The organism is Pseudoalteromonas mucoides (genome assembly GCF_049257175.1).
GTDB lineage: Bacteria > Pseudomonadota > Gammaproteobacteria > Enterobacterales > Alteromonadaceae > Pseudoalteromonas.
This window is the reverse complement of the sequence record NZ_JBMMUC010000001.1, coordinates 148,220-172,412: the sequence shown is the minus strand read 5'-3', so window position 1 is coordinate 172,412 and position 24,193 is coordinate 148,220. Positions and strand designations below refer to the sequence as shown.

Annotated in this window: 16 protein-coding genes; 10 read left to right on the top strand and 6 right to left on the bottom strand. The window is 39.9% G+C overall.

Translation table 11 applies throughout. From position 1 onward, the window contains the following. The first annotated feature begins 136 nt into the window (after positions 1–136). Positions 137–2,323 carry a malate synthase G gene (locus tag AAEU30_RS00710; protein WP_421958828.1) on the top strand — a complete coding sequence of 729 codons (2,187 nt, stop codon included), beginning with the start codon at positions 137–139 and terminating at the stop codon, positions 2,321–2,323. A 206-nt stretch (positions 2,324–2,529) separates the two neighbouring features. On the opposite strand, the gene AAEU30_RS00705 is transcribed toward AAEU30_RS00710, so the two are convergent. The 4 genes from AAEU30_RS00705 to AAEU30_RS00690 all read right to left on the bottom strand — a co-directional run bounded on the left by AAEU30_RS00705 (position 2,530) and on the right by AAEU30_RS00690 (position 7,138). After that, a complete protein-coding gene (locus AAEU30_RS00705) occupies positions 2,530–3,255 on the bottom strand; it encodes a YebC/PmpR family DNA-binding transcriptional regulator (protein ID WP_421958827.1) in 726 nt (241 codons plus the stop codon). Positions 3,256–3,412: 157 nt separating this feature from the next. Further along, positions 3,413–4,036, bottom strand: a complete 624-nt coding sequence (locus AAEU30_RS00700) for an HAD family hydrolase (RefSeq protein WP_421959032.1) — start codon at positions 4,034–4,036, stop codon at positions 3,413–3,415. Positions 4,037–4,187: 151 nt separating this feature from the next. After that, complete coding sequence (locus AAEU30_RS00695; RefSeq protein ID WP_421958826.1) at positions 4,188–4,700, bottom strand: DUF6702 family protein; 513 nt, start codon at positions 4,698–4,700, stop codon at positions 4,188–4,190. Further along, positions 4,700–7,138, bottom strand: a complete 2,439-nt coding sequence (locus AAEU30_RS00690; protein WP_421958825.1) for a M1 family metallopeptidase — start codon at positions 7,136–7,138, stop codon at positions 4,700–4,702. The genes AAEU30_RS00695 and AAEU30_RS00690 overlap by 1 nt, the downstream gene beginning before the upstream one ends. Positions 7,139–7,341: 203 nt before the next feature. Here AAEU30_RS00690 and AAEU30_RS00685 point away from each other — a divergent pair, with 203 nt between their 5' ends. From AAEU30_RS00685 to AAEU30_RS00665, 5 genes are all read left to right on the top strand, one after another. Then, positions 7,342–7,584 carry a hypothetical protein gene (locus AAEU30_RS00685; RefSeq protein WP_421958824.1) on the top strand — a complete coding sequence of 81 codons (243 nt, stop codon included), beginning with the start codon at positions 7,342–7,344 and terminating at the stop codon, positions 7,582–7,584. A gap of 130 nt (positions 7,585–7,714) precedes the next feature. Then, positions 7,715–7,954, top strand: coding sequence for a hypothetical protein (locus AAEU30_RS00680; protein WP_087533587.1), 240 nt, complete (start codon positions 7,715–7,717; stop codon positions 7,952–7,954). Positions 7,955–8,026: 72 nt separating this feature from the next. Next, on the top strand, positions 8,027–9,274 hold the full coding sequence (locus tag AAEU30_RS00675) for an exonuclease SbcCD subunit D (RefSeq protein WP_421958823.1): 1,248 nt from the start codon (positions 8,027–8,029) through the stop codon (positions 9,272–9,274). Then, positions 9,271–12,921: an AAA family ATPase gene (locus tag AAEU30_RS00670; protein ID WP_421958822.1), complete on the top strand. Its 3,651-nt coding sequence runs from the start codon at positions 9,271–9,273 to the stop codon at positions 12,919–12,921. Before AAEU30_RS00675 ends, AAEU30_RS00670 begins: the two co-directional genes overlap by 4 nt. A gap of 12 nt (positions 12,922–12,933) precedes the next feature. Further along, positions 12,934–13,599, top strand: coding sequence for a class I SAM-dependent methyltransferase (locus AAEU30_RS00665; protein ID WP_421958821.1), 666 nt, complete (start codon positions 12,934–12,936; stop codon positions 13,597–13,599). Between the two features lie 671 nt (positions 13,600–14,270). Here the strand turns inward: AAEU30_RS00665 and AAEU30_RS00660 are convergent. Together AAEU30_RS00660 and dgt are read right to left on the bottom strand one after the other, a co-directional pair. Next, positions 14,271–15,782, bottom strand: a complete 1,512-nt coding sequence (locus AAEU30_RS00660; RefSeq protein ID WP_421958820.1) for a hypothetical protein — start codon at positions 15,780–15,782, stop codon at positions 14,271–14,273. Positions 15,783–15,853: 71 nt separating this feature from the next. Then, positions 15,854–17,317 carry a dGTPase gene (gene dgt, locus AAEU30_RS00655; protein WP_421958819.1) on the bottom strand — a complete coding sequence of 488 codons (1,464 nt, stop codon included), beginning with the start codon at positions 17,315–17,317 and terminating at the stop codon, positions 15,854–15,856. A 273-nt stretch (positions 17,318–17,590) separates the two neighbouring features. On the opposite strand from dgt, the gene AAEU30_RS00650 reads away from it, so the two are divergent. From AAEU30_RS00650 to AAEU30_RS00635, 4 genes are read left to right on the top strand one after another with little or no spacing between them, the layout of a single operon-like run. After that, on the top strand, positions 17,591–18,898 hold the full coding sequence (locus AAEU30_RS00650) for a glycerophosphodiester phosphodiesterase (RefSeq protein ID WP_421958818.1): 1,308 nt from the start codon (positions 17,591–17,593) through the stop codon (positions 18,896–18,898). A gap of 12 nt (positions 18,899–18,910) precedes the next feature. Next, entirely contained in the window at positions 18,911–21,229 is a 2,319-nt protein-coding gene (locus tag AAEU30_RS00645) for a PEGA domain-containing protein (protein ID WP_421958817.1), read from the top strand. A gap of 17 nt (positions 21,230–21,246) precedes the next feature. Then, on the top strand, positions 21,247–22,986 hold the full coding sequence (locus AAEU30_RS00640; protein WP_421958816.1) for a hypothetical protein: 1,740 nt from the start codon (positions 21,247–21,249) through the stop codon (positions 22,984–22,986). A gap of 8 nt (positions 22,987–22,994) precedes the next feature. After that, positions 22,995–24,188, top strand: a complete 1,194-nt coding sequence (locus AAEU30_RS00635; RefSeq protein WP_421958815.1) for an alkaline phosphatase family protein — start codon at positions 22,995–22,997, stop codon at positions 24,186–24,188. Positions 24,189–24,193: the final 5 nt, after the last annotated feature.

The following is a 24,193-nucleotide window of genomic DNA, read 5'->3' as shown; positions in this document are numbered from 1 at the left end:
TAGATTTAGTAAATTTATAGTTATTATTCTGGGTATATTTTTTATGAATGACTAAAAGGCATCCATCTTTGTTTTTTTACGTTATGGTTAGAACATAAGAATTTTATGCACCGTGACCGTTTAAAGGATAGCAACTATGACAACTTCTTCTCACAGCTTATTTGGCTTAACTGTCGATACACAGTTAGCCAACTTTATTAATCAACAGCTTCTACCTAACACAGGTATTAGTGAAGAGCAGTTCTGGCAAGGCTTTGCAAAAATCATTGAAGATTTAACACCAACTAACCAAGCGCTGTTGGCCAAACGTGATGTATTGCAGCAAAAAATTGATGATTATCATAAAGCCCAAAAACAGTGGAATGCTCAGCAATATCAGGAATTTCTCATAGATATTGGTTACTTAGTGTCGCCGCCAGATGATTTTACAATTGAAACCCAAAACGTAGAGCCTGAAATTGCCCAATCTGCTGGCCCACAGCTTGTTGTGCCTGTGAGCAATGCACGCTTCGCCCTCAATGCAGCAAACGCACGCTGGGGCTCTCTTTATGATGCTTTGTATGGCACCGATGTATTATCTCAAGACGATGGTGCAGAGAAAGGCGCAGTCTACAACCCTGTTCGTGGTTTTAAGGTAATGGCCTACGCAAGGCAATTTTTAGATAAGTCGCTGCCGCTTGAAAGTGGCTCGCACATCGAAAGCACAAACTATTCAGTAGTTAATGGTCAATTACTAGTAACGCTAAGAGACAGCTCACAAACTTGCCTCAAACAGCCAGACCAACTTATTGGTTTTACTGGAGAAGCACAAAACCCTACAGCTATTTTACTCAAAAATAATGGCTTGCATATCGAACTGCAAATAGACCACCAACACCCTATTGGTAAGGCTGATAAAGCAGGATTAAAAGATGTTGTACTTGAAGCCGCATTAACCACTATTATGGATTGCGAAGATTCAGTTGCTGCCGTGGACGGTGAAGATAAAGTGCTGGTTTATCAAAACTGGTTGGGGCTAATGAAAGGCAATTTAGTAGAGTCTTTTGAGAAAGACGGCAAGCGCATTGAACGTGCACTTAACCCTGATAGGTGCTTTACAACTGTCAGTGGTGAGCAGCTAACTTTAAAAGGCCGTAGCATGATGTTTGTGCGTAATGTAGGCCATTTGATGACAAACCCAGCAATGCAGGATAGCAATGGCCAAGACGTTTATGAAGGCATAATGGATGCGATGATCACTGCAACTGCAGCATTACATGATTTAAATGGGAAAAGTGCAATTAAAAACTCATCTGCGGCGAGTATCAATATCGTTAAACCCAAAATGCATGGCCCTGAAGAAGTCGCTTTTACAAATACATTATTTTCACGTGTTGAAGAAGTATTAAAGCTTCCCCAAAACACCATTAAAATGGGGATTATGGACGAAGAACGCCGTACCTCAGTAAATTTAAAAGCATGTATTGAAGCAGCTAAAGAGCGCGTAGTATTTATTAATACAGGCTTTTTAGACCGTACAGGTGATGAAATACATACCTCGATGCAAGCTGGCGTTGTACTGCCTAAAGCTGCAATAAAACAACAACCTTGGATCAGTGCCTATGAAGATAGAAATGTCGATATCGGTCTTCAAACAGGGTTAAGTGGCCGTGCACAAATAGGTAAAGGTATGTGGCCGATGCCAGACAAAATGGCATTAATGATGGAGCAAAAAATCGCGCATCCGCAATCAGGTGCAAATACAGCCTGGGTGCCCTCCCCTACAGCCGCAACCTTACACGCGATACACTATCATGATATTGATGTGTTTACTTGTCAAAAAGCCATAGCAGCACGTATTGAAGCAAGTTTATCTGATTTACTTACTCCACCTTTAATGGCGGATCCTAGTACGCTGACTAAAGAAGATATTCAAGCAGAGCTTGATAATAATGCACAAGGGATTTTAGGTTATGTTGTTCGTTGGATAGATCAAGGTGTTGGGTGTTCAAAAGTACCTGATATTAACCACATTGGCTTAATGGAAGATCGCGCCACACTGCGTATATCAAGCCAACACATGGCTAACTGGTTAAATCATGGTGTATGTACACAAGCACAAGTTGAAAGCACTATGGCAAAAATGGCCAAGGTGGTTGATGGTCAAAATGCTCACGATCCAGCTTACAAAAACATGGCCGATTCGCCGCAAAGCTTAGCAAATAGTATCGCTTATCAAGCTGCATTGGCACTCGTTTTAGAAGGGGTTACACAACCAAGCGGCTACACAGAGCCACTACTTCATGCTTTTCGCCTTAAATATAAAAGCGAGTTAGCGAGTTAGCGAGTTAGCGAGTTAGCCATATTAAAGATTGTTTGTGTCATAGCCAGCCTTAGGGCTGGCTTTTTTATTGCCTATTCATAACTACAATGAATGGCGAACATTCAGCAAGCAACAAATAAGCGCTTTCAAAATAACGGCCTAATCTTACGCAAGCTTTATCCTAGCTAACTTTACGCTCGCTAGAGCTTTAGCCTCGCTAACTTTACTTAACTAACCACCGTTGCATTGTGATAAACATTTTGCACGTCATCACAGTCTTCAAGCATATTAATAAACTTATCGAAGTTAGCGATATCATCTTCATCAGTTATATCAACATGGACTTGCGGTACGAAGGTGATCTCATCAACTTCAAAGTTAATACCTTCAAAAGCCTCTTCAAGCGCTGTTTTAGCTTTATAATACTCTGTGTGCGGTGCAAAAACAGATACTTTACCGTCTTCCACTTCTACATCAGTAACATCTACGTCGGCCATCATTAGTGCTTCAAGTACCACTTCGTCATCATCACCACTAAAACCTAGCACAGCGAGATGATCAAACATATGAGCTACACAACCAGGCGTACCAATTTTAGAGTCTGTTTTAGTAAATGGTAGGCGTACATCTTTGATAGTACGATTTGGGTTATCTGTTAAACAGTCAACAATAACCATGCAGTTACCAGGGCCATAGCCTTCATAACGAGCAGGTGAATAGTCTTCCCCTGCGCCACCGGCTGCTTTTTTAATCGCGTTGTCAATTACGTGGGCTGGAACTTGATCACGTTTAGCGCGCTCAATAATACGCTTTAATGCTTGGTTGACCTCAGGGTCGGGTTCACCATTTTTAGCAACAACGTAAATTTCTTTACCGTATTTTGAATTAACTTTAGTTTTCGCATTGGCAGTTTTTGCCATAGAACTTTTGCGGACTTCAAATGCTCTGCCCATCTTGTGCCTCTATTGTAAAATCGGTATATGCAATATTTTACCAATTCCGACACCGTTGAGCTAGTAGCTAGCATACAATTATAAAGCGACTGTAAATAAGATTAGGCTTAGAGAAAAGTAAAATTTCAGACAATTTAACATAATATATAAATTAAACTTAATTATGTATCACAGCGTGCTGGTCGACAAGCTCATCAACTAATAATGCTAGTTCACTAAAATGATGCAAAATATAGTCAGCTTGTTCAGCATATTCAGGAACTTTATCCGGCGCATATAAACAAGAGCGCATGTTGGCATTTTGGGCCGCTTGAATATCATAAAGATAATCACCAACATAAACTAAATTGCTCTGGTCTAATTGCCACAAGGTTGCAATTGCATTTAACGCACTTGGATCTGGCTTTGGTGGTGCATCACTTCGGGTTAGTACTGTTTGGATTGGTAGTGGATTATTTTTTAATTTAAGCGCAGCAGCACGGTCATAATTGCGAGTCACTATTGCCATTGGTATATCAAGCTCTTTCAGGTAAGCAACCGTTTTAGCCACGCCTGGTAGTAAACTTGCGTGCTGGGCATCAATAAGTTCATGCTGATGCACTATATTCATTGCTTCTTCGCGCATGTACGGCGAAGGTAATGCTGCAATATGACTCAGTAAATCATGCTCGTCAGGACAACTCAACTGAGCTTTAATCAAGGTAAAGTCTAGTTCAGACGAAACTAAAGTGCCGTCTAAATCAAAGATAACACCTTTAATACTGTCATGATGACTATTCATACCATCCCTTGTATATGATTGTTTTTTCATAACTACACCCGCTTTACTTTAAGATAGTTTACGTGCCTAAATATGCAAAGGATCAGCGAATGTTTTTTTTGTAAAAAAACGCGCACAAATTACAGTGCGCGTTGGTTGGGAACAGAAATATTTACTGAGCGTCCTGCCCTTGTTTTGGTTCGAAACGAGCTTCTAGCCAGGTATCATTTTGAGTGAAATGCAACGTTTTCACTTTGCCTTTACCTTCAACATTAACCATATTGACTTGTGCAGGCCAAAGATCACGCAAAGCACCGTGGCTCATTCTGATCCCTTTAATATCTTTAGGAATAGGCGCTTCTTGATAAACCCAAAAAAACTTACCGTCAACCTGCGCACCAACTTCACTTAACGTAAGCGGTTCGCCAGTTAAAGTTTGCAGTGCTACATGAGATTCAATGTAATCTGCAAACCTTTGTTGGTCTTGTTTATTACTAATAATATCTGCGCCACCAGGAAATAAATGCTCAACCGCATGTTCTGTGTCGTGCAAATAAAACCGATGCATTAACTCAATATTATTTGTGCGTTTATTAAATAAAACCGTTGTTACCGATGCTTTTAATTGATGCGCCATAGTAGGCGCAGCAATTATTAGAGCTAAAAAAATGAGCACAAAGCGCATTAATTTTGCTCCTTAGTGTCTTTATCATCGTCTGTTTTAAGTTCAGTTTTAATATCTTGCATGATATCGCGACTTACTTTCGCTTTACTCTTTTCACGCTTGTAAACTTCAATACGTGAAGGAATAATACGACGAGGGTAGTTGTTATTTTCAACATCTACATCAGCCGTTTCCCAGCGAGGATCCACAGATACAGACACAAGGGTCTTGTTTTTATCGGTAATAATGAGCTTTTGTACGTGCTTGTGATTACGACGCCAAATTTCAGCAGGAATATATTGCTCTTCTTTGCTGCCATCTTCGTAAGTAAGTTCAAGCAAGATAGGCATTACCAAGCCACCTAGATTTGAAAACTCTAGTACATAGTAGTTTTTATCTTCTTCTATAGCGCGATCAAAGACCTTGCGTTCCCACGGCTCTAAGCCTTTTAAGAACTTATTATATGAGTTACGCTCTTTGTTCGTTACGGTAAAGCGGTCATTCGCATCGTAAAAGTCAGTAACGTCAGGGTTTTCTTCAACCCATAACTTTTTACCTTCAGCTTTGTTACGCTCAACAAATAGTGGCATTGGTTTATCAGCTTCAATGTCACGTAAACGGTTAAAGTCGATATCAGGGTTTTTAGTATCTAGCTGTAATTGATAAACTTTATCTAACGAGATATCTACATGATCTGTCGTGTAGAACCAACCACGCCAAAACCAGTCTAAATCAACACCTGATGCTTCTTCCATAGTACGGAAAAAGTCTGCTGGAGTAGGGCGTTTATACTTCCAACGCTGGGCATACTCTTTAAATGCAAAATCAAATAAATCACGACCTAAAATTACCTCACGTAGAATATTTAACGCGGCAGCAGGCTTAGTGTAAGCATTTGGGCCAAGGCGTAATACGCTGTCTGACTGAGTCATTACTGGTACTTGGTTTTCTGATTTCATATAAGCGACAATGTCACGTGGCTCAACGCCCCACGGGATTGTGTGATCCCATTCGCGTCCTGCAACACCATCTAAAAAGCTATTTAAGCCTTCATCCATCCAAGTCCACTGACGTTCATCAGAGTTAACAATCATAGGGAAATAGATATGCCCTACTTCATGGATAACTACGCCTATCAAAAAGCGCTTTTCAGCTTGTGAGTAAGTGCGAGTTCCGTCATCTTGTAGCTCAGTACGTGGGCCATTAAAGGTGATCATTGGATATTCCATACCACCGACAGGGCCGTTAACTGATTGCGCTACCGGATATGGGTAGTCAAATGAAAAACGAGAGTACACTTCCATGGTATGAACCACAGATTCAGTGGAGTATTTCTTCCATAAGTCGCCGCCTTCTTTAGGGAAGAACGACATTGCCATCACTAATGGTTGATCGTCACCACCTTGGTTATAACCTTTAGCATCCCACATAAACTTACGTGATGATGCCCACGCAAAATCACGCACATTTTCTGCTTTAAAGTGCCATGTTTTGGTTTTATCCGTACCTTCTTTTTCGTTCTCGAGCGCTTCTTCTTCAGTCACAATGAAAACTGGGCGCTTAGCATTTTCAGCGTCTTTTAAACGACTGCGCTGAGTGCTAGTTAGAACAGAGCGAGGATTATCAAGCTTGCCGGTCGCCGATACGATATGATCGGCAGGCACTGTTAATTCAACATCGTAATCACCAAATTCGAGTGTAAACTCACCACTGCCTAAAAAGGCTTTATTTGTCCATGCTTCATAATCAGTATACGCTGCTAAACGAGGAAACCACTGTGCAAGCAAAAAGATATCGTTGCCATCTTCTTCAAAATGCTCATAACCAGAGCGAGCACCAACAGCATCTTCTTCAACAATATTAAAGGCAAAGTCCATACTGAACTCAACGTCTTGACCAGGTTTCAGAGGGTCATTTAAGTCGATACGCATTAAGGTATCTACAATTGTAACTTTAAGCTCATCACCACTGTCGTCTTTAACATTAGCAATAGTAAAGCCAAGTTCGTTATCACTCATAAATTGTTGGCGGCGCAATTGTCCTAAACTAAGCTTGGTTGGCTTAGCATCAGGGCGACCTTGTAATTTACCAGCATTGAATGTGGCAGTGCGCTCTGCGATTGAATCACTCTTAAATATATTTTGGTCTAGTTGTAGCCATAGATACTTTAGGGTATGTGGTGAGTTATTTTTATATTCAATAATTTGACTTGCACTAAGGCGACGGCTTTTCTCATCAAGCTTAGCATCTATTTCATAATTTACTTGCTGCTGCCAGTATTTTTCGCCTGGTTCACCAGCCGCGCTTCGATACACGTTAGGTGTTGGCAAAGCTTCATCAAGTTGGCGAAACTTATCGACAAATGAGCCTTTTGTTTGTTCTACCGATGAAGCAAGTACCGCGCTCGACATTGCCAAAGGCACTAATAAAGCACCTAAAGTAACAACTGCCTTTTTCATAATTAATCCTGTTAGATTTACGTGATAATACTTTGGCAAAACAGATGACTAAATTCAATAAAATAGCGACCAAGCACCGATTTTATAAGGTAAAGAATATGTTATTCACATTGAGAAGATGTAAAGGGGGTTTACAGCTGAGTTCAGGTTTAATTCAGGCCAGTTTACTAAAGTATAAGGTAGCTACTTTATAGGAGTTCTGGATGAAATTTTACATCGTAAAAAAAGATCAATGCATTGCTGCTATCCCAGCAAAAGAATCACTCCTGAATGAGTATAAAAATAAAGGTTTCAAATTTGTCGAAGTGATAGCTGCACGAGATGAAAATGACGCATTAAATCGTCACCCAATAAAGCAGAAAAACAGCAAAAAGTGGCGTGCTTTATGCACAAATTTACTACTTTTAGCGATAATTTTAAGTATTTACTCTTTAATTGATAAATAGTGAATTTTTTAGTTGATCTTTACTGTCATTTGTATTTAAAATCGCCCACTTTTTTGATTTGAGAGACAGCAAACGCGCTGCATTTCTCTCAAAAGTGTTCTAAATCGAAGCAAAAAAACACGGTGGGCGTATGGATTTTTATATCCTAAAAAAACAACAAGAATTAATTGCTATACCAGCGAACGAACAAAGTTGTAAGCAGTACCTAGATTCAGGCTACTTTTATATTGATAAGGTAGCTGCGTGTAATGAAACTAACGCATTAAAAGCACTGCATGCAAAACAAACTCGTGCTTTAAAAGTGCCTTTAACGATGGCTTTACTTGCTCTGCCTATTGTTATTTTTGCTTGGTACAGTTTAAGCTCATAAAGATTTAAACCCTCTTGCATCTTGTTTTAGCTTGGGTATATTGGCGCTCTTAACCTTTTTTAAGAGCGTGACATGAAAGTCTTACATACCTCAGATTGGCACCTTGGCCAACAATTCTACGAACATTCTAGGTTTAGTGAACATCAAGCATTTTTTGCTTGGCTGATTGACACACTCGTTACTGAAAAAATCGATTTATTGCTCGTTGCTGGTGATATTTATCATACCGCCACACCCGCAGCAAGCGCTGAGAACCAACTTTATCAGTTCATCAAAGATGTAAAAAAATGCTGCCCAACAATACAAGTCGTGCTCATTGCGGGAAATCATGACTCAGCTAATCGTATTTTAGCGGCGCAGCCACTGCTGGCACAATTTGATACCCATGTAGTAGGGCGCTTCGATGCACAACACCCTGATGATGTGGTTATAAAACTTAATAGTCATAGTACATGCGCTCACATAGTGGCTATGCCATTCTTACGCGCCAGTGACGTTAGCACGCTAAGTGGCACAAATGATGGCGCTAGTTACGCTCAAGGCGTCGCACAGGCATATAAGCTTAGCACTGAGCTTGCCTTAATTGATAAACCTGATACCACGCCTCTGATTGTAATGGGGCACTTGCATGCCAAGGGCGGCGATATTTCAAGTGATTCTGAACGTAACTTAGTGATAGGTGGTGAAGAAGCCATTACAGCAAAGGTATTTAGCGAGCAGGCTGATTACGTGGCACTTGGTCATTTGCACAAAGCACAAATAGTCGCTAAATCTGATGTAATACGCTACAGCGGTACGCCAATGCCAATGTCTTTCTCAGAGCGTAATTACACCCATCAAGTAAATATCATTGAATTTGAGCATGCACAAAAGCAACCTATCTCAACGACTGTAAAGCCCCTTTACATTCCACGCTCTGCTGATGTCATCGTATTGCCAAAAGGAGAATGTGTGCCACTAGCGCAATTATGTGAGCAAATTAAAGATTTAGATACGACAACTCACACCGTTGCTCCTTATTTAAGGGTAAAGCTTAAGTCAAGTGACACTGATACCACCTTTAGAGAACAAATTGAACAAGCACTGGAAGGTAAAAATATACGCTTTTGCGGCATTGAGCGAGTGCGTGAAAACAGTCAGACGCAAACCAATGAGAGAGTATTTGACGATCTAAACCAAGTAGAGATGCTCAACCCTATTAATTTACTAGAGCAAGCATTTGAGAACGACAAAGACATGGCGGGGCAAAACGTACCTGAGGAGTTAAAAGCTTTGTTAAACGAAGTAATAAGCGAGCTGACGGAGCAAGAACAACTATGAAAATAACCGCAGTACGCATACATAACTTAGCGTCAATTGTTGATGCTGAAATAGACTTTACTAAAGCTCCTCTAAAAGACGCTGGCTTATTTGCCATAACTGGCGACACAGGCGCAGGCAAGAGTACAATTTTAGATGCAATCTGTTTAGCCCTTTACACTAAAACAGCGCGGTTGAGAGGCGACAAAGGGAATTTAATTGATTTTAACGGGGACAGCATTAAGCTAAATGACCCACGTAATTTATTACGGAAAGGTAAATGGCAAGGTTTTGCTGAAGTTGACTTTATTGGCCAAGATAAACAGGCTTATCGCGCACGATATGCCATTCAGCGAGCACATAAAAAACTAACGGGTAAATTAAAAACTGCTGAACACAGTTTATACACCTTACCAGATGAAACTTTAATTGCAGATAAAAGCCAAGCAATAAAAGAAGTAGAAAGCAAAATAGGGCTGAGCTTTGAGCAGTTCTCGCGTGCCGTATTATTAGCGCAACATGAGTTTGCCGCCTTTTTAAAAGCCACCGGCGATGAACGTGCCCAGCTACTAGAGTGCTTAACTGGTACTGATAAGTTTAGCCTTATCGGTAAGCGTGTATTTGAGAGACACAAAGAGCAAAAAGATAAACTTGAGCTATTAAAAGCCAGCCTAGCAAGTTATACATTGTTAAGTGACGAAGAGTTGGCGGGTAAAACCACGCAATTGGCAGAGTTACATCAACAAATAGAGCAAAATAAAAAAGACCTTACTTTAGCTGAGCAAGGCGTTAATTGGTTTAAACATGCCAATGTACTAGAGCAAGCCTTAGCACGAGCAGTCAAAGAGCAACAGCAAGCAACCAGCGAACTTGGTGCAATCGCTGCGCAAAGCTTGCAAGCAAAGCAAGCTCAAGCGGCAATTCAGATCAAAGATAACAGAGAGCGTTTTGAGCATTTACTCACACTAAATAGCAAGCTGAACAATACGATCGCTGATTTAGAAAAAGTAGATCACACAGCATTAATCACCCAGCTGGACGATACTAAACAGCAACATACTGATGCTTTACAGCGTGCTAAACAGCAAAAACAAACAGCTGAACCAATAATCACACAAGCGCGCCAACTAGATAGCCAATTAACAATACTGGCACAAAGTATTACAGGCATTGCTCAGCAAACTGACAAAGAACAAAAGCAACTCAGTCAGTTACAGCAACAATTAGCACAAAGCACAACCAGTAAAGATGCCGCCGTTAAGCTTATAGCTGACTACCAAAAGTGGCTTGAGCAACATAATCAACTCAAACCATTAGCATTTGATTGGACATACTACCAACATAGTTTTAAGCAGTTTTTGCAGCTCAAACAGCAGCTTGCGACTACACTTTCACAAAATAACCATTTAGACACTGAGCGCATAAAAAATACTGAAGCACTTGCGGCGCAGAGCAAAAAAACCGAACAAAGTGAACACGCATTGCTTAAACAGCAAAAAGACTTGCAGCAAGTAAATGAGCAACAAAGTAAATTTAATCGCGAAAAATATGACGTTGAAGTTAAGAATATTGAATACCTAAAAGAGCAGCGCACACGCTACAAGCAGTTTCACCTGGAGCAAAAACAAGCAGATGAACAGCAAAAACACGTTTTTGCCAAGCTCAACGATAGCGAGCAGCGACAAAACTCATTAAAACATGACTTAGCAATGGCTGAGCAAACAGCCAAGCACAGCGAATATGCATTGAATCAAGCCCGCCTGCGTGCAAGTGAAAATGTTGAGCACTTACGCGCTCAACTTACCCCTAACGAGCCTTGTTTAGTGTGTGGCGCGACTGAGCATCCATTTGTAAGTAACCAAAATCAACAACTCAATAACTTAATCACAGACTTTGAAACTGATTACAAAAGTGCAAAACAACAATTAGAGCTTGCACAAACTCGGCTCCATCAGCAGCAAACTGAGCATGCCGTGTTGCAAAAAGAATATCAGCAATTAAACCAAGCAATCAGTACTGCACAAGCAAATAAAGTTGAAATTAGCAATACCATGCAAGGCATGCGCAGTGAACTGAATGATTTATCACAAGAGCAATTAGCGGCGCGTCATACGCAATTAACCGAGCAAATAAACCATTACTTTGATACAGAGAAAACTCAACGCCAATTACAAGAGGCGGTTAATCAGCTACAAGATAAATTAAAAGTAGAGCAACAATCTCAACAGCACTATCAATCTGTACATGTTGATTTAACAAATCAGCAAAACCAATGCAGTAACAAATTAAATGAACTGACATTAGAACTTAATGAGCTAACAGCATCATTAGAATCACAATTTACAGAAAACGAGTTTTGGCAGAAACTGCAACATGAAACCCTCGATTTAGCGAGTTTGAACCAACAAGTAGAGCAGTATCAACAAACCCAAGCTCAACTTGAGCAAAGTCAACAACAGCTTGAGAGTGCAGAGCAACAAATTCGCCAATTGAGTCCACTTATTAAAAACGCTGAACACTCTTTAACTGAACTGGATAAAGAATTAACGAATTTAAAACAACAACACAGCAGCTTGCAAACAGAACGTCTTGCGCTATTTAATAATGAACAGATCAGCGCTGATGAATATCAATCAAAACTAGCCGAGCAACTTGATCTTTGCCAAACACAGTTATCTCAAAGTCAGCTCGCGTACGATAACGCTATAAAGCAACGTGACGAGCAAGCCATTATGCTAAAAGCTCAGCAACAGCGTTTAACTGAAAACAATCAGGAGCTCGCTAAGTTACAAGCACGTTATGAACAATGGTTTACTGATATTAAGCTTGAATTTGCTGATATCACTCACCAGAAGATCAGCTTTTTACTAACTCTTGACCATGATGATGTTAAGGCGCAATTAAAACAGCATGCGCAATTAAGCCAAGCTTTACTGGATGCCACTGCCGCCTTGAAGCAACAACAAAATGCAGTTGAGCAACATCAAAGCAAAGATAAGCCAACACACACACAAAATGAGCTAGTAACGACATTAAACACCTTAACTGATCAACAAGCTGCACTGCAAAAATCACTTATCGAGATCAACACGCAACTTGAGCAACACAAACAAAATCAGCTTGCTTTACACACAAAACAAAACGAGCTCTATACGTTACAAAAGCAACTCGAACAATGGCACCTATTAAATAAAGTGATCGGAGATAAAGAAGGTAAGAAAATGCGCAACTTAGCACAAACTCAAACGCTAAAAATACTGCTGCATTATGCCAATAGCCACTTAAGCACACTCAATAAACGCTACGAATTAATGGCGATAGATCAAACGCTTGATATTGCAATTATCGACCGTGATATGGCCGATGAACAGCGCTCTGTTAATACCCTCTCTGGAGGGGAGTCTTTCTTAGTGTCATTGGCCTTAGCGCTGGGACTTGCCTCTCTTTCATCTAACAAGGTCAGTATTAACTCTTTGTTTATTGATGAAGGGTTTGGTACGTTAGATAGCGAAACACTCAGTATTGCGATGGATGCACTAGACTCATTGCAAGCACAAGGGCGAAAAGTGGGCGTTATTTCCCATGTTTCGCAAATGACTGAACGAGTTGCAAACCAGGTTCATGTAGCAAAAAAACCTGGCGGCTATTCAACTATTTCTATAATTTAAAGGAACTAGACTATGCCAACATTTACACATGAAGAAGCCAGTGAATACGATTCTCGTATTACTCGGTTAATTCCCGGTTATGATTTACTACACAGCTCAACAGCCGCGCAGTTAAGTGCCACTTTGAGCGATAACGCACATATTTTAGTGGTAGGGTCAGGCACAGGTAAAGAGATTGCAGAGCTTGCTAAGATCAATTCATCATGGCGTTTTACTGCGCAAGATATTTCAACCGATATGCTCAATATTGGTCAACAGCGGTTTTCTGATTTAGGCATTAGTGAACGAGTAAACGTACACACTGGTGATATTAATGAACTAAATGAGCCAGTGGATGCTGCATTGTGTTTGTTTGTTTTACACTTTTTAGCTGATAATGGCGATAAAAAAGACATGCTTAAGGCGATAGCTAAACAATTAAAGCCGCAAAGTAACCTATATTTAGCTGACTTAATGCGCCCAGAGACCAATTTCGAGCGTGATGCACAGTTTAGCTTATGCCAACAACTGGGTTTAACAGATATCGGTGTAGAGCGTATGAAGCATAATTTTGAACACGAGTTTTACCCGCTTGATAGAATTCGCTTAGCTGACTTGCTGGATGAAACTCGCTTCAGTGTTGGGAAGCTGTATTTTAAAGCTCTTGGGTTTAGTGGTTATGTAACGCATAAGCGTTAATCAATATAGAAAATCGCTTATTGCATTATCAATTACTTATTAAGTCTGCATTAAGGCATTTTTAAAACCATTTACCCAACTAGAGGGAGATGGTTTTAACATCCCTAATATTAAAGATTTTAGTATTTTCATTCCATTGGTCCTTCGTTTGTCCACTACCTGCGGCCTTCGCTGATACCTTTCCCACCTTTAACGTGCGCAATCCACGGGGTTGAAAATTACGCCGGCTACTTGCAACAGGTGTCGATAAACAAATATCCGTGATAACGACTTCGACAATTAAGGTATTTTCATCGGGTGGTGTCGCTAATTGATAATTATGTTTAAAGTGTTAAGACAAAACCTAACCCACCGTTCCTTTATAGTTTACAGCTCACTAAACAACCCAACAGCAACCTTCTGTCTTTTAGATCACTATACCGACAAAAACAACTGGTACTAAATGAATCAGCTAAACAATCGATGTACGAGCTCAAACAAATCCATTACTTAGTAAAAGAGCCTTTATAATAATAGCTATAGGGGGCATTATTGATTGCCTTATTGCAAGTGTACTTTTGCTGGCGACAAACCAAGTTTACACAAATTAAATATATTGAGAATTGAGGTTAAAACGATGAAACGTTGCTGGTTCAGCCAAACTAACAGCCTAACCAGCGTATCTACTTTGATTACTGATCATCCGTTTTTAACTGTTTAGCCCGCTCTTCTGCAGCTATTAACTGTGCCGATTTTGGTGCTTTCTTTTTAGGTTCTATCCTAGGTTTTTCTGTCGTATTTGGATCCCACGTTGGATCTAAAGATAAATTAGCAAATGGATTTTTAGCTCCATCTTGCTGTTGAGCGGAACCTGCATTATGTGGCTCATCAGCTGCTTTTGTAGTTACCGCGTCATCTGTATTTTTCTCGGTTTCTGCTGCTAATTCATTATTAAGTGCAGATAGTGCTTTGGCAATTTCATCTTCATCATCGGCTGGTTTCGCTGCTGACTCTACAGGCTGGGTTTCATTAGGCTCTGATAATGTAACTGAGAGCTCGTCTGCTTGAGCCGTTGACGGCTCACTGCTGTGGTTTAGTGACGATGTATCTGATTCACTTTCAGGCTCTAACTGAACTTTACTATCAACCTCTAACTTTGCACTCTCTACTTCACTTAGCCCTGTCGGATTTTGTTTTAAAGAAAGCTCATCCGCATCCATAGACTCTTTTTGTGTTACATGGGCCTCAACCTGTGGCTTTTGACCTGGCAAAGGTGCATCAGGGTCGAAAGTACGTACCTCAGGCTCTTTAAAGTCATGCTCACTTTTGAAAGTAGGTTTAGCAAAGTCATTATTTATACTTTCTTGTGTTGCTTTAGCAGTCTCAGTCTCAGCAACATCTGTTCTTTTAGCTGCAACAGCAACCTCATCATTTTGTAGATTTTGTTCAGGCACTGGCGCTGGCTTTATAAGCGGTTTATCAACCTTTTTGTTAGGCTTTATTTCAGGTGACGTAGCCTCTACCTTAGCACTACTTAGCTCATTAGGTTGCTCATTCGTTTGCTTTCTCATACGCAACTTGTATAGCACCAAGCCTGCTATTAACAATACCAGAACAATGATTAAAAGAGGGGTCATTAAAGATGTTGATTGTTCTACAGGCGCTACGGGTGGCGCCACAAACTTCTTAGCAGGTGCTGTGGTTTTTTCCTCAACTACAATAGGCTCAATGTTATCTTCTTGTTGTAATTGAGTATTAGGAATCTCTTGTGGTTGAGCAACTTCTTGTGCAGGTAATTGAGTAGGCTCAGTGACGTCCTGTGTTACATCTTCTTCAAGCTTTGCAGCTTCATCAATTTGTTGACGCTTTAGTTCTTCATTCTGTGTAGCAGTGTCAAGGGGGTTTACAGTGTTTGTTAGTGGCTCAATGTTGGTCGTCGATTCTGCTTGAATGTCTTCAAACTCTGCTTTGACATTTTCTTCAGGCTCACTTATTAGCTCTTGTGTTTTTTTTGCCACCGGCGGGTTACTGCAATTTTTGTCAAAATCACGTTTCGCATTCCGGTAGCTGCGACTACTTATATCGTCACTGTATTGCTGCATTTGCTGTTTATACAAAATACACATAGCTTCACTGTATTTTGCAAAGCTACTAAAGCTACTGGTTAAAAGTGCCAATAAAAAGAGTTGTTTGAATAAAGCCATATTAATTTTTGTACTAAATTACACTGTGTGTTTCAGTTTAATAGTACAGAGAGAATTAATCTAGCCAGTATTTAATCTATCACCATTAAAGCCCGATACTCGTCATAGGCGAATTGATCTGTCATACCGCTAATATAATCTTGTAATAGTCGACAGCGATAATAAAATTCGTAAGCTATAACATGATCAGGCTCCGCCTGCATTGCTGCTATAGCATGTTGATAGCTGTTTAAATGTTTTTTAGATAGCTTTTTCAATAGTCGACTTTCTATTAAAAAACGGTTGTCGCCGTTAACAACGCGTTTGAATTCATCGAGTGTCAATTGCAATAACGGTTTATAACAATCGAGTAAACCATTTATTATGCGGTATCCTTGCAGCTCTAGTTTTTCAACTTCTTTGTGAGAAAACACATGTTCAAGCGCAACTTGCTTTAAGGTTTTTGTGACAGCATGTAAATGGCTGCGATCTTCTAATAATGCTTGATTAAAATCACCATGAAATACAGCTTCTATATTATCTATAAAACGCTTTGCAGCATAATTCACCAGTGGGTGTAACAACGACACTCGTAAGTATATAAAAAACTCACTATTAAAGTTATATGGCTGCTGATTTGCTTTGTCCTTTGCGTAATCAACCGCTTTAGCAACAAAATCTTGGTGCTCAATATCATTAATAGTTAAATTTATTAGCACCTTTTTGTAATGTGTTTTAAGTTTATCGCATAAAGTATCCACACTAATAATACCCTTTTCTACAGCATCTTCGATGTCTGCAAGGCAATATGAAATATCATCAGCGGCTTCCATAATATAGCTGGCAGGATGACGACAGTGGGGTTCTATTTCCAGCTCTTTTTGCAACGACTCAACAAAGTTCTTTTCACTATAATAAAAACCTACCTTTTTCATTAAGTAATTTTTATTAGTAGGAATATCAGAGTGTTTCATACTTGCGGGGCGCGTATATTTTAAAATCCCTGCCGTTTGACAATATGTTAAGTTTAAACCAAGTAACGAATGTACAATTCGGATCCCTTGGGCATTACCTTCAAAATTGATTATGTCGTGTGCTAGATGTTTAAACACGACCCCAATGCCAGTGTGAGGATCAGCGCAGCGCTCAGGGGTTAAGTTCGTTAAGTTATCAGAAAACCAATGATTAATCGCAGCTTCACCAAAATGCCCAAACGGTGGATTACCTATATCGTGCATTAAGCAGGCCATTTCAACCAGACTTTCAAGTGACCGTTCTAAACCGATTAGCCCAAACTCTCGTTGCTGTTGCTGCGTTAAATAATGAAATATACGCTGTACAATAAACCGACCAACTTGTTGCACCTCAAGAGAATGAGTGAGTCTTGAACGCACAGCCGCATTGCGCTCTAACGGAAAAACTTGTGTTTTTTGCTGTAATCGACGAATAGCCGCACTATTGATAATACGACCCCGATCGCTTTCTAGAGCCATTTGTAAATGACCAGTGGTACGCAATTCACGTGCGGGCGTAATTTTTTTGCGAAAGTCGATCATAGCAGCTCCTCATTTAGCGTTAGTTTAATCTAACAGCTTGTATCATAAATTAAAATATTTGGTTTTATTTGAGTTATTACTTTAATCTTACCCACTCGTTAATATATTATTCATTTTCATTACTTTTCTTTTTCTATTCATATAAGGACAGCCTTTTTGCGGCTTTATACATGCATGATGCGACAAACTCTCTTTAGGCAGTGCCTTTTAATACACACACTCATTAGTTGTGTTCTTTTAACTGCTTGTCAAAGCACGTCCTCAGAGCAGGCTTTGCCCCTCACAACAACTGAAATTAAAACATTAGATGCCCGTGCTAAAGTATTGGCAGCTCGAGGGTTTTATGAAACCAGTATTGGCAATATAAATTACACAGGGCAACGCCAGTGCAATAATTTTCAATTGCAAAGCCACCGAGGTTCAATCAGGTACCCAGAAAATTCGATTAACGCAGTGCTTGATGCAATAGACAATAATTTTGACGTGATTGAAATAGATGTTCGTGCAACCCGTGATAACGTATGGGTAGTTCATCATGATGCACGCACCGGCAGAGAAACAGGCACAACTGACAATGAACAACGCAAAATAGAGTCTATTCGTTATGAAAAAGAGTGGGGGTATTTACGAGAGCGAGATCAAGCAACAGGAATGCTTACCGGCAACGTACCGCCATCATTTAATGCTTTAGCCTCTGCTTTTTCACATGCACGTAAACCCGGACAAAGCATAAACATAGAAATAAAGTCTCGTGCTGGTATTGATAACTTAAAAATGCTCGATTACTTAGCGCACAAATATATTGGCACTGGCAATTATTTTTTTAGTAGCCTAGAGATGCGTAATCTAATTCGCATGCGAAGTATAAATCCTGATATTTACTTAGCATATATTCAATCGCCCGCAAAAGCCTCACTACAAAAACTAGCTGCGGACTTAAAAAGAGGAGCAGGAAGCGACCCTATTTATGAGCGTAATAAAGAACAACTTGAAAGTATTCAGGCATTTGGTAGTCGCCGGCATCGTGTTACTCGCTATGACACTCCTTTAAAGCTAGATAAGCTTAAAAAACAGCTCAAACGCAACTTTGGTTATGTACTGGATATACGCCATTACAAGCAATCAGCCAGCTCGTTAAAGGGAGCTGCTCAACGCCAAGGGATCCCTCTAGCCACTTACTCTATCAATGGTCATGAATACCACGAAAATAGTTTATTAGCGCAAGCTAAACACCTTCGCCCTGACTCAGTTATCATTGATGACACTGTTTACGGATTTTGTTCTGTATTTGAGTTACCGCCTGTAAAGCCCGTTTACACCGATGATATTAACGCTAAATTAATTGCCAGCATGCCAATTGACTTAGATTTAGAGCGTTTAGACAATTTAGCAAATTATACTCGCAATCAGCTCTATCCTGCGGTTGGTAATAAACTTAAATCGACATCAACCCAGTCTTATACACCGAAGACAAAACAAGCTACACCTGCGCCAAACTTTGACATTGGTAATCGAGAAACAGACGAAGATTTTAGTTTAGAAACAGACCCTGTGATTGAACTAGAACTTCGTAAAAAATAATAAGCTTAAATAATGAAAACAAACACAAAACCATTTTGGTGGCGCTACTTATTACTCATACTTGCTACCTTATACCTTATTCCTGAGGCAATATTTAATTCCCAATTAGTGTCGCTAGTTGGTTTAGGAACACCAGACGCCAAAGATTTGGAACACCTGGAAATTTATGGCCGGGCGGTTTCGGGAGTTGGTGTTTCACTTTTATTGGCTGATTTTTTACCAAAGCCATGGGTTGCTAAATTTGGCCGAGGAATCATTTCATTAGTCGCGCTGTTATGTTTAGTTTGGCCTGTAGTATTTTACGGCCAAAAATATGTCATAGAAAAAACATTAATTGAGCCTTCAACAGCTGAGCAAAGGCAATTTGCTACTTACAGTGCAGCGCTTAGAGATGCCTTAGCGATGAATACAATAAAGGTAAATGGGTTAGATTATGACTCTGCTGATTTAAAAAGCTCAGAAAACTTAACCTTTCTCGCTCTCTTTGGTGGCTTGCTCTACAGTGATGCAGCGCTTTCAGACAATATTGAAAAAGACAAACGCAAAATTATTGCGGCCTTTGTACAAAAAAAAGCATACCAAGACTTCGATAAACATTACCACGATTACAGCCAGCTCTATGATGAGCTCGTAGAAAAATATAAATCATATGCCAAGGGCAGTAAAAAATATAACCATACATTAGCCACTATCGATGAGCGTGAGCAAGGGTATTGGCAACAAGTAGAACAAGAAATCAATGATGGTTGGGGGCAATACCAAAAAGCTCAAAAAGCCCATATTGCCAAGGCGTCGGCACGAGCACAAAAATACGGTCCCAAAATATATGATTACCACGAGCGTATCAATAAATGCTCAGACCGTTATGATAAAAGCAGTGAGAAAGATCGTCTTAATCGTTGCTATGAACGTGCAAGTGCTGATTATAGAAGCAACATATTGAAGGCTGGCTTAGGCTATATTGAGCCTGATTATTGGCTCATTGTTGAAAGTATATCAGCGACTGAAAATGCCGCAGGAAGCATATTGATGGGAGTATTAACTGGCGGTGTTTATACAGCACTACAAGCGGCCAGTTTAGCCACTGGAGGTGATGGCGGGTTAAAAGACAAACGCTATAAATACACCGACGACCCGGATCATTATCAAGTGCGTTTTTTACAGCACCCTAATTTTCATAATATGTTTGAGAAAGAGACGGGCTACCCTTTTACAATAGACGATTTAATGGTGTTTAGAAGCCATGAAACAACGGCTAAAAAGCTACGCTCTCACTTCAAAAGTAAAGGGCTCCAATTACCTGATAATTGGAGTATTGCGCAACGTTCTACATTTGCAGCTGCCGTACATACTAAAGTAACAGCGCAAGCTAACGCCTCATGGCGCCAAGAAATGGCTCAGCGTAAGTTATCACTTGAGCCCAACTTAAGCTGGGTTCAATTTCAATTAGCTCCACAAATTCAGGCTAGAATCGCAGATCGAATGGGCGACTTATATGTTAAAGGTATTCGCGCAGATTGGAATAAAAAGAACTTTAAGGAGCATGTTCTTGACCCAAATGTAGCTAAACGTGCAGACAGATACATGGCGATGCTAACTGGTTCACAAGGTAAATTTGCGGATGGTGGTGAATATGCGCAATATGGCAAACAAGCATTACGCTCAGTCATTATTCCGCCTATTTCAATGTCGTTATCATTGTTTTTAATTTGCTTAACATTTAGCAAGTTACCGCTCAAACTATGGCAGCTGATTATACCAGCCCAAACTAAACAAGGGTTTTCAGTTATAGCGCTGTTAAACAAGCTATTAATGCCAGCAATTATCTTAATTGTGCCTGTTATGTTTGTCTCAAATAGCTTTACTAAGGATACACAAAGCCCCGTTAATTATTTTTTAGAAAAAGTCGATGAGTCGAGCAACCCCGTATTTAGCTATGCAATTCGTTGGACTTTACATGCCCAACCTATATTGCATCCATTGGGATTAAAATTTGAAGAACATTTTCATTTGTATCAGAAGTTTAGTCCACTAAGCCATGCGCTGGCTAAAATAGATATTTTGCGTCATGACGAAATAAATTTAAACGCTAAACAGCAGCAAAAACGCAACTATGTCGTTGCACAAAAAACAAAACTAACAGTACAAAGTAATGCCACAAACTTTACTGTACGCATCATGAATATTGGCCCTAAATATAAACAGGGAATGATTCTTAAATCTGGTAGTTATGATATTCAAGTGTCTGCGCCGGGCTACAAGACATATCGCAGATGGCATCAACTAGATGCCGGTGAACAAAACTTAAGTATCACTCTAACGCGTCAGTAAATTCACAAGGAATTAAAATGCAGCATTGCCAGCAAGCTATTTATGTAACCGACAATCATTGCCCTGATTGTGGCGAGCAACTAAAAGAAAAACCGCAACTTTTATCAGTTGAGGAGATTCACCCTGGTATTCTCGATGATTTAAAAAACATTTCGCCTGATACACAACTGCTCACAGGTATTATCAAGTCCATGTTTTACTATAAACGTCGTTATAAAAATTCCAACGATAATATGTTTTATGGATTTTGGTGGCTAGAGGTCGAGGACACAAAGGGTGTTATTCATCATTTCAATATTGATGCAGAACCAGAAATTCTAGCGGATTTAAAAAAAGGCACAGCGATTACCGTTTTCCACCCTAGTGCGATGATATTAAACCATAAAATAGCTTCAAGGGATGCAAAACAACGTGTAACTAATGATGATTTTTATCCAATCGTGGTAGCACATTTTGACAAAAAACAACATCGCAGTTGGCATGAGAGCATCAATAATGACTTTCAAAGCAGCTATTTTTTATGGTTTTTAGTCAGCTTAATTATGATGGTTTGCTTACTCTTTTTTACTGAGCTTGAGTTTATTCAAGCAACCCTCATCACACTGCCTGTATTAATCGGCGTACTACTGATGGAAATAAGTAACAATAAAAAAGCGAAGGTTAAAACACAAGCACGCTATGAGCATTCAAATGAGATTGCAGATAAAATGCTCGATACAACTAAGCGACAGTTAGGGTATAACATGCTGTCTCGCTTACATAATAGTGCCGATATCGTCTGTATTGGTTGTCAAAAGCGCATAAGCAGTGATGCTCATTATTGTTATGATTGTGGAGAAAAGCAGCCAACACATATCGAAGAAACTAAAGATTCAATAGCGCCGTTATCACGATGCGATCAGCAAACATCCCAAGTAACAAAACCTACAACTATTGCTGAATTTGAAGCTAAACTTATGAGTGAATTTAGCACCGAATACACGAAAAAGTACACGCACAAAAATGTATTAGGACGCAATGAATCGGGCAAAATTACTCATCAAGCGATACTCGGTAAAGTTATTGATAAATCTCAAAAAGCAAAAAGTTCCCAGTCAGAGCAAGCGATAACAAGAACCGAGACAACAAACACTTATCGCGGTGGAATGCACGTAGATACAAGCGAGCGCAGTACAACTGAAGTTTATAGAAACAGAAACACCTCCATGCAAGGACAGATTACCCTATCAACAGCAAACGCAGAGTCTTATGTATTCAATGCTGGTGAAGATATTATTGGCTCGGTAGACTTGGGTGATTGGATTTTCTATGCCTACAGCGATATAGATACCACACACTACCAGTGTTACTACCGCGAATATTGCCACAACTTAACTAAACAATTAGATTACCGCACTCGATCTGTGACTGAATTTAGCATGACCAAAGGAGTTGGCTGGACTATAGTACTTGGCATTATAGCCGCAGGCTGCACTGCCTACTTTACGCCTCGAGACTACTCTTCATTTATTGCAGAGTTTATCCCAAGAACAGCCATCGCTCAGCTCGAGAAAACGCCTTTATTATTCGATAACATTCACTTTCTCCCAATAATATTATTTAGTGTATTTATCGTGGTAACAACTTTACTGGCATCTGTTTGTGCATCGATTAATTCATCGAGATTAACGCGAAGTGTCAGCACATTGAAAAAAACGATTGCTAAGTTCCGTAAAGAATATGACACCATAACTGATCGTATAAATAAGTTTAACTAGGAATACTAATGCGTTTATTAAGCTTAATTTTTGTTTTTATCGCTATTGCGAGTCTCGATGTGAAAGCAAGTGATGAACAAACTGTGGTACTCATTTCACTTGATGGTTTTCGCTGGGATTACATCGAAAAACATAATGCGAAAAATATCGCACATATCGCGAATCAGGGTGTACGGGGCAATAAAATGCGCCCTGTGTACCCAACTAAAACCTTTCCAAATCATTTATCAATAATTACCGGACTATTACCGATAAATCATGGTGTTGTTGATAACCGTTTTTGCGACACAGTGCGTAATGACTGCTACAGCATGGGCAAGGGGAAAGACGATAGTACTTGGTTTAATGGTATTCCACTGTGGAACCTGGCCTCGATGCAGGGCTTAAAGTCGGCCACCTATTTTTGGCCTGAATCAGATGCGCGTTTTAACGGAATGCTACCCGATTATTATTACCATTATTCAAAACACAGCGATTATCAAAATCGAGTTGACCAAATAGTACAGTGGTTAACACTGCCTAAAGCGCAACGACCTCGTTTAGTGATCAGCTATTTTTCATTAGTCGATAGTATGGGCCATGAATTTGGCCCAGATGCGCTGCAAACAAAACAAGCTGTGCACGAAGTAGATGCGCTAATGGGACAATTACAACAACGCCTTGCTAAGCTTGAGCAAAATATTAATTTAGTAATTGTCTCTGATCACGGTATGAGTAAAGTTGACCCCAAGCAGAGCATTGACTTAAGTAGCCTTCCTAAAGATGATACATTCATGGTTAAAAATACTGGCCCTAGGGTACTTATCTATGCCAGTAAAGGAACATCTCAAGCGCAAGTAACAACCTATAAAAAGCGCTTAACTCAAGCTGCAAAAGGGCGCTACACAGTACTTACTGATGCACAACGTGCTGAATATCATTATCAAAATAATGGTCGTACTGGCGACATTATTTTACAAACAACTGCACCGAAGGCATTTTCTAACTCAGGAAAAGTAAGCTATTTAGGCACTCATGGATATGCATATAACGATGATATGGCAGCGACTTTTATTGCCATGGGGCCAGCGTTTAAAGAAGGTATAACATTAAACGAAGTCAGTAACCTTGATATTTACCCTATGATTACAAAAGTATTAGGGATTCAGCTTCTTAGCAAGATTGATGGCGATGGTAGTACATTGTGGCCTGCGCTTAAGTAGGTGTG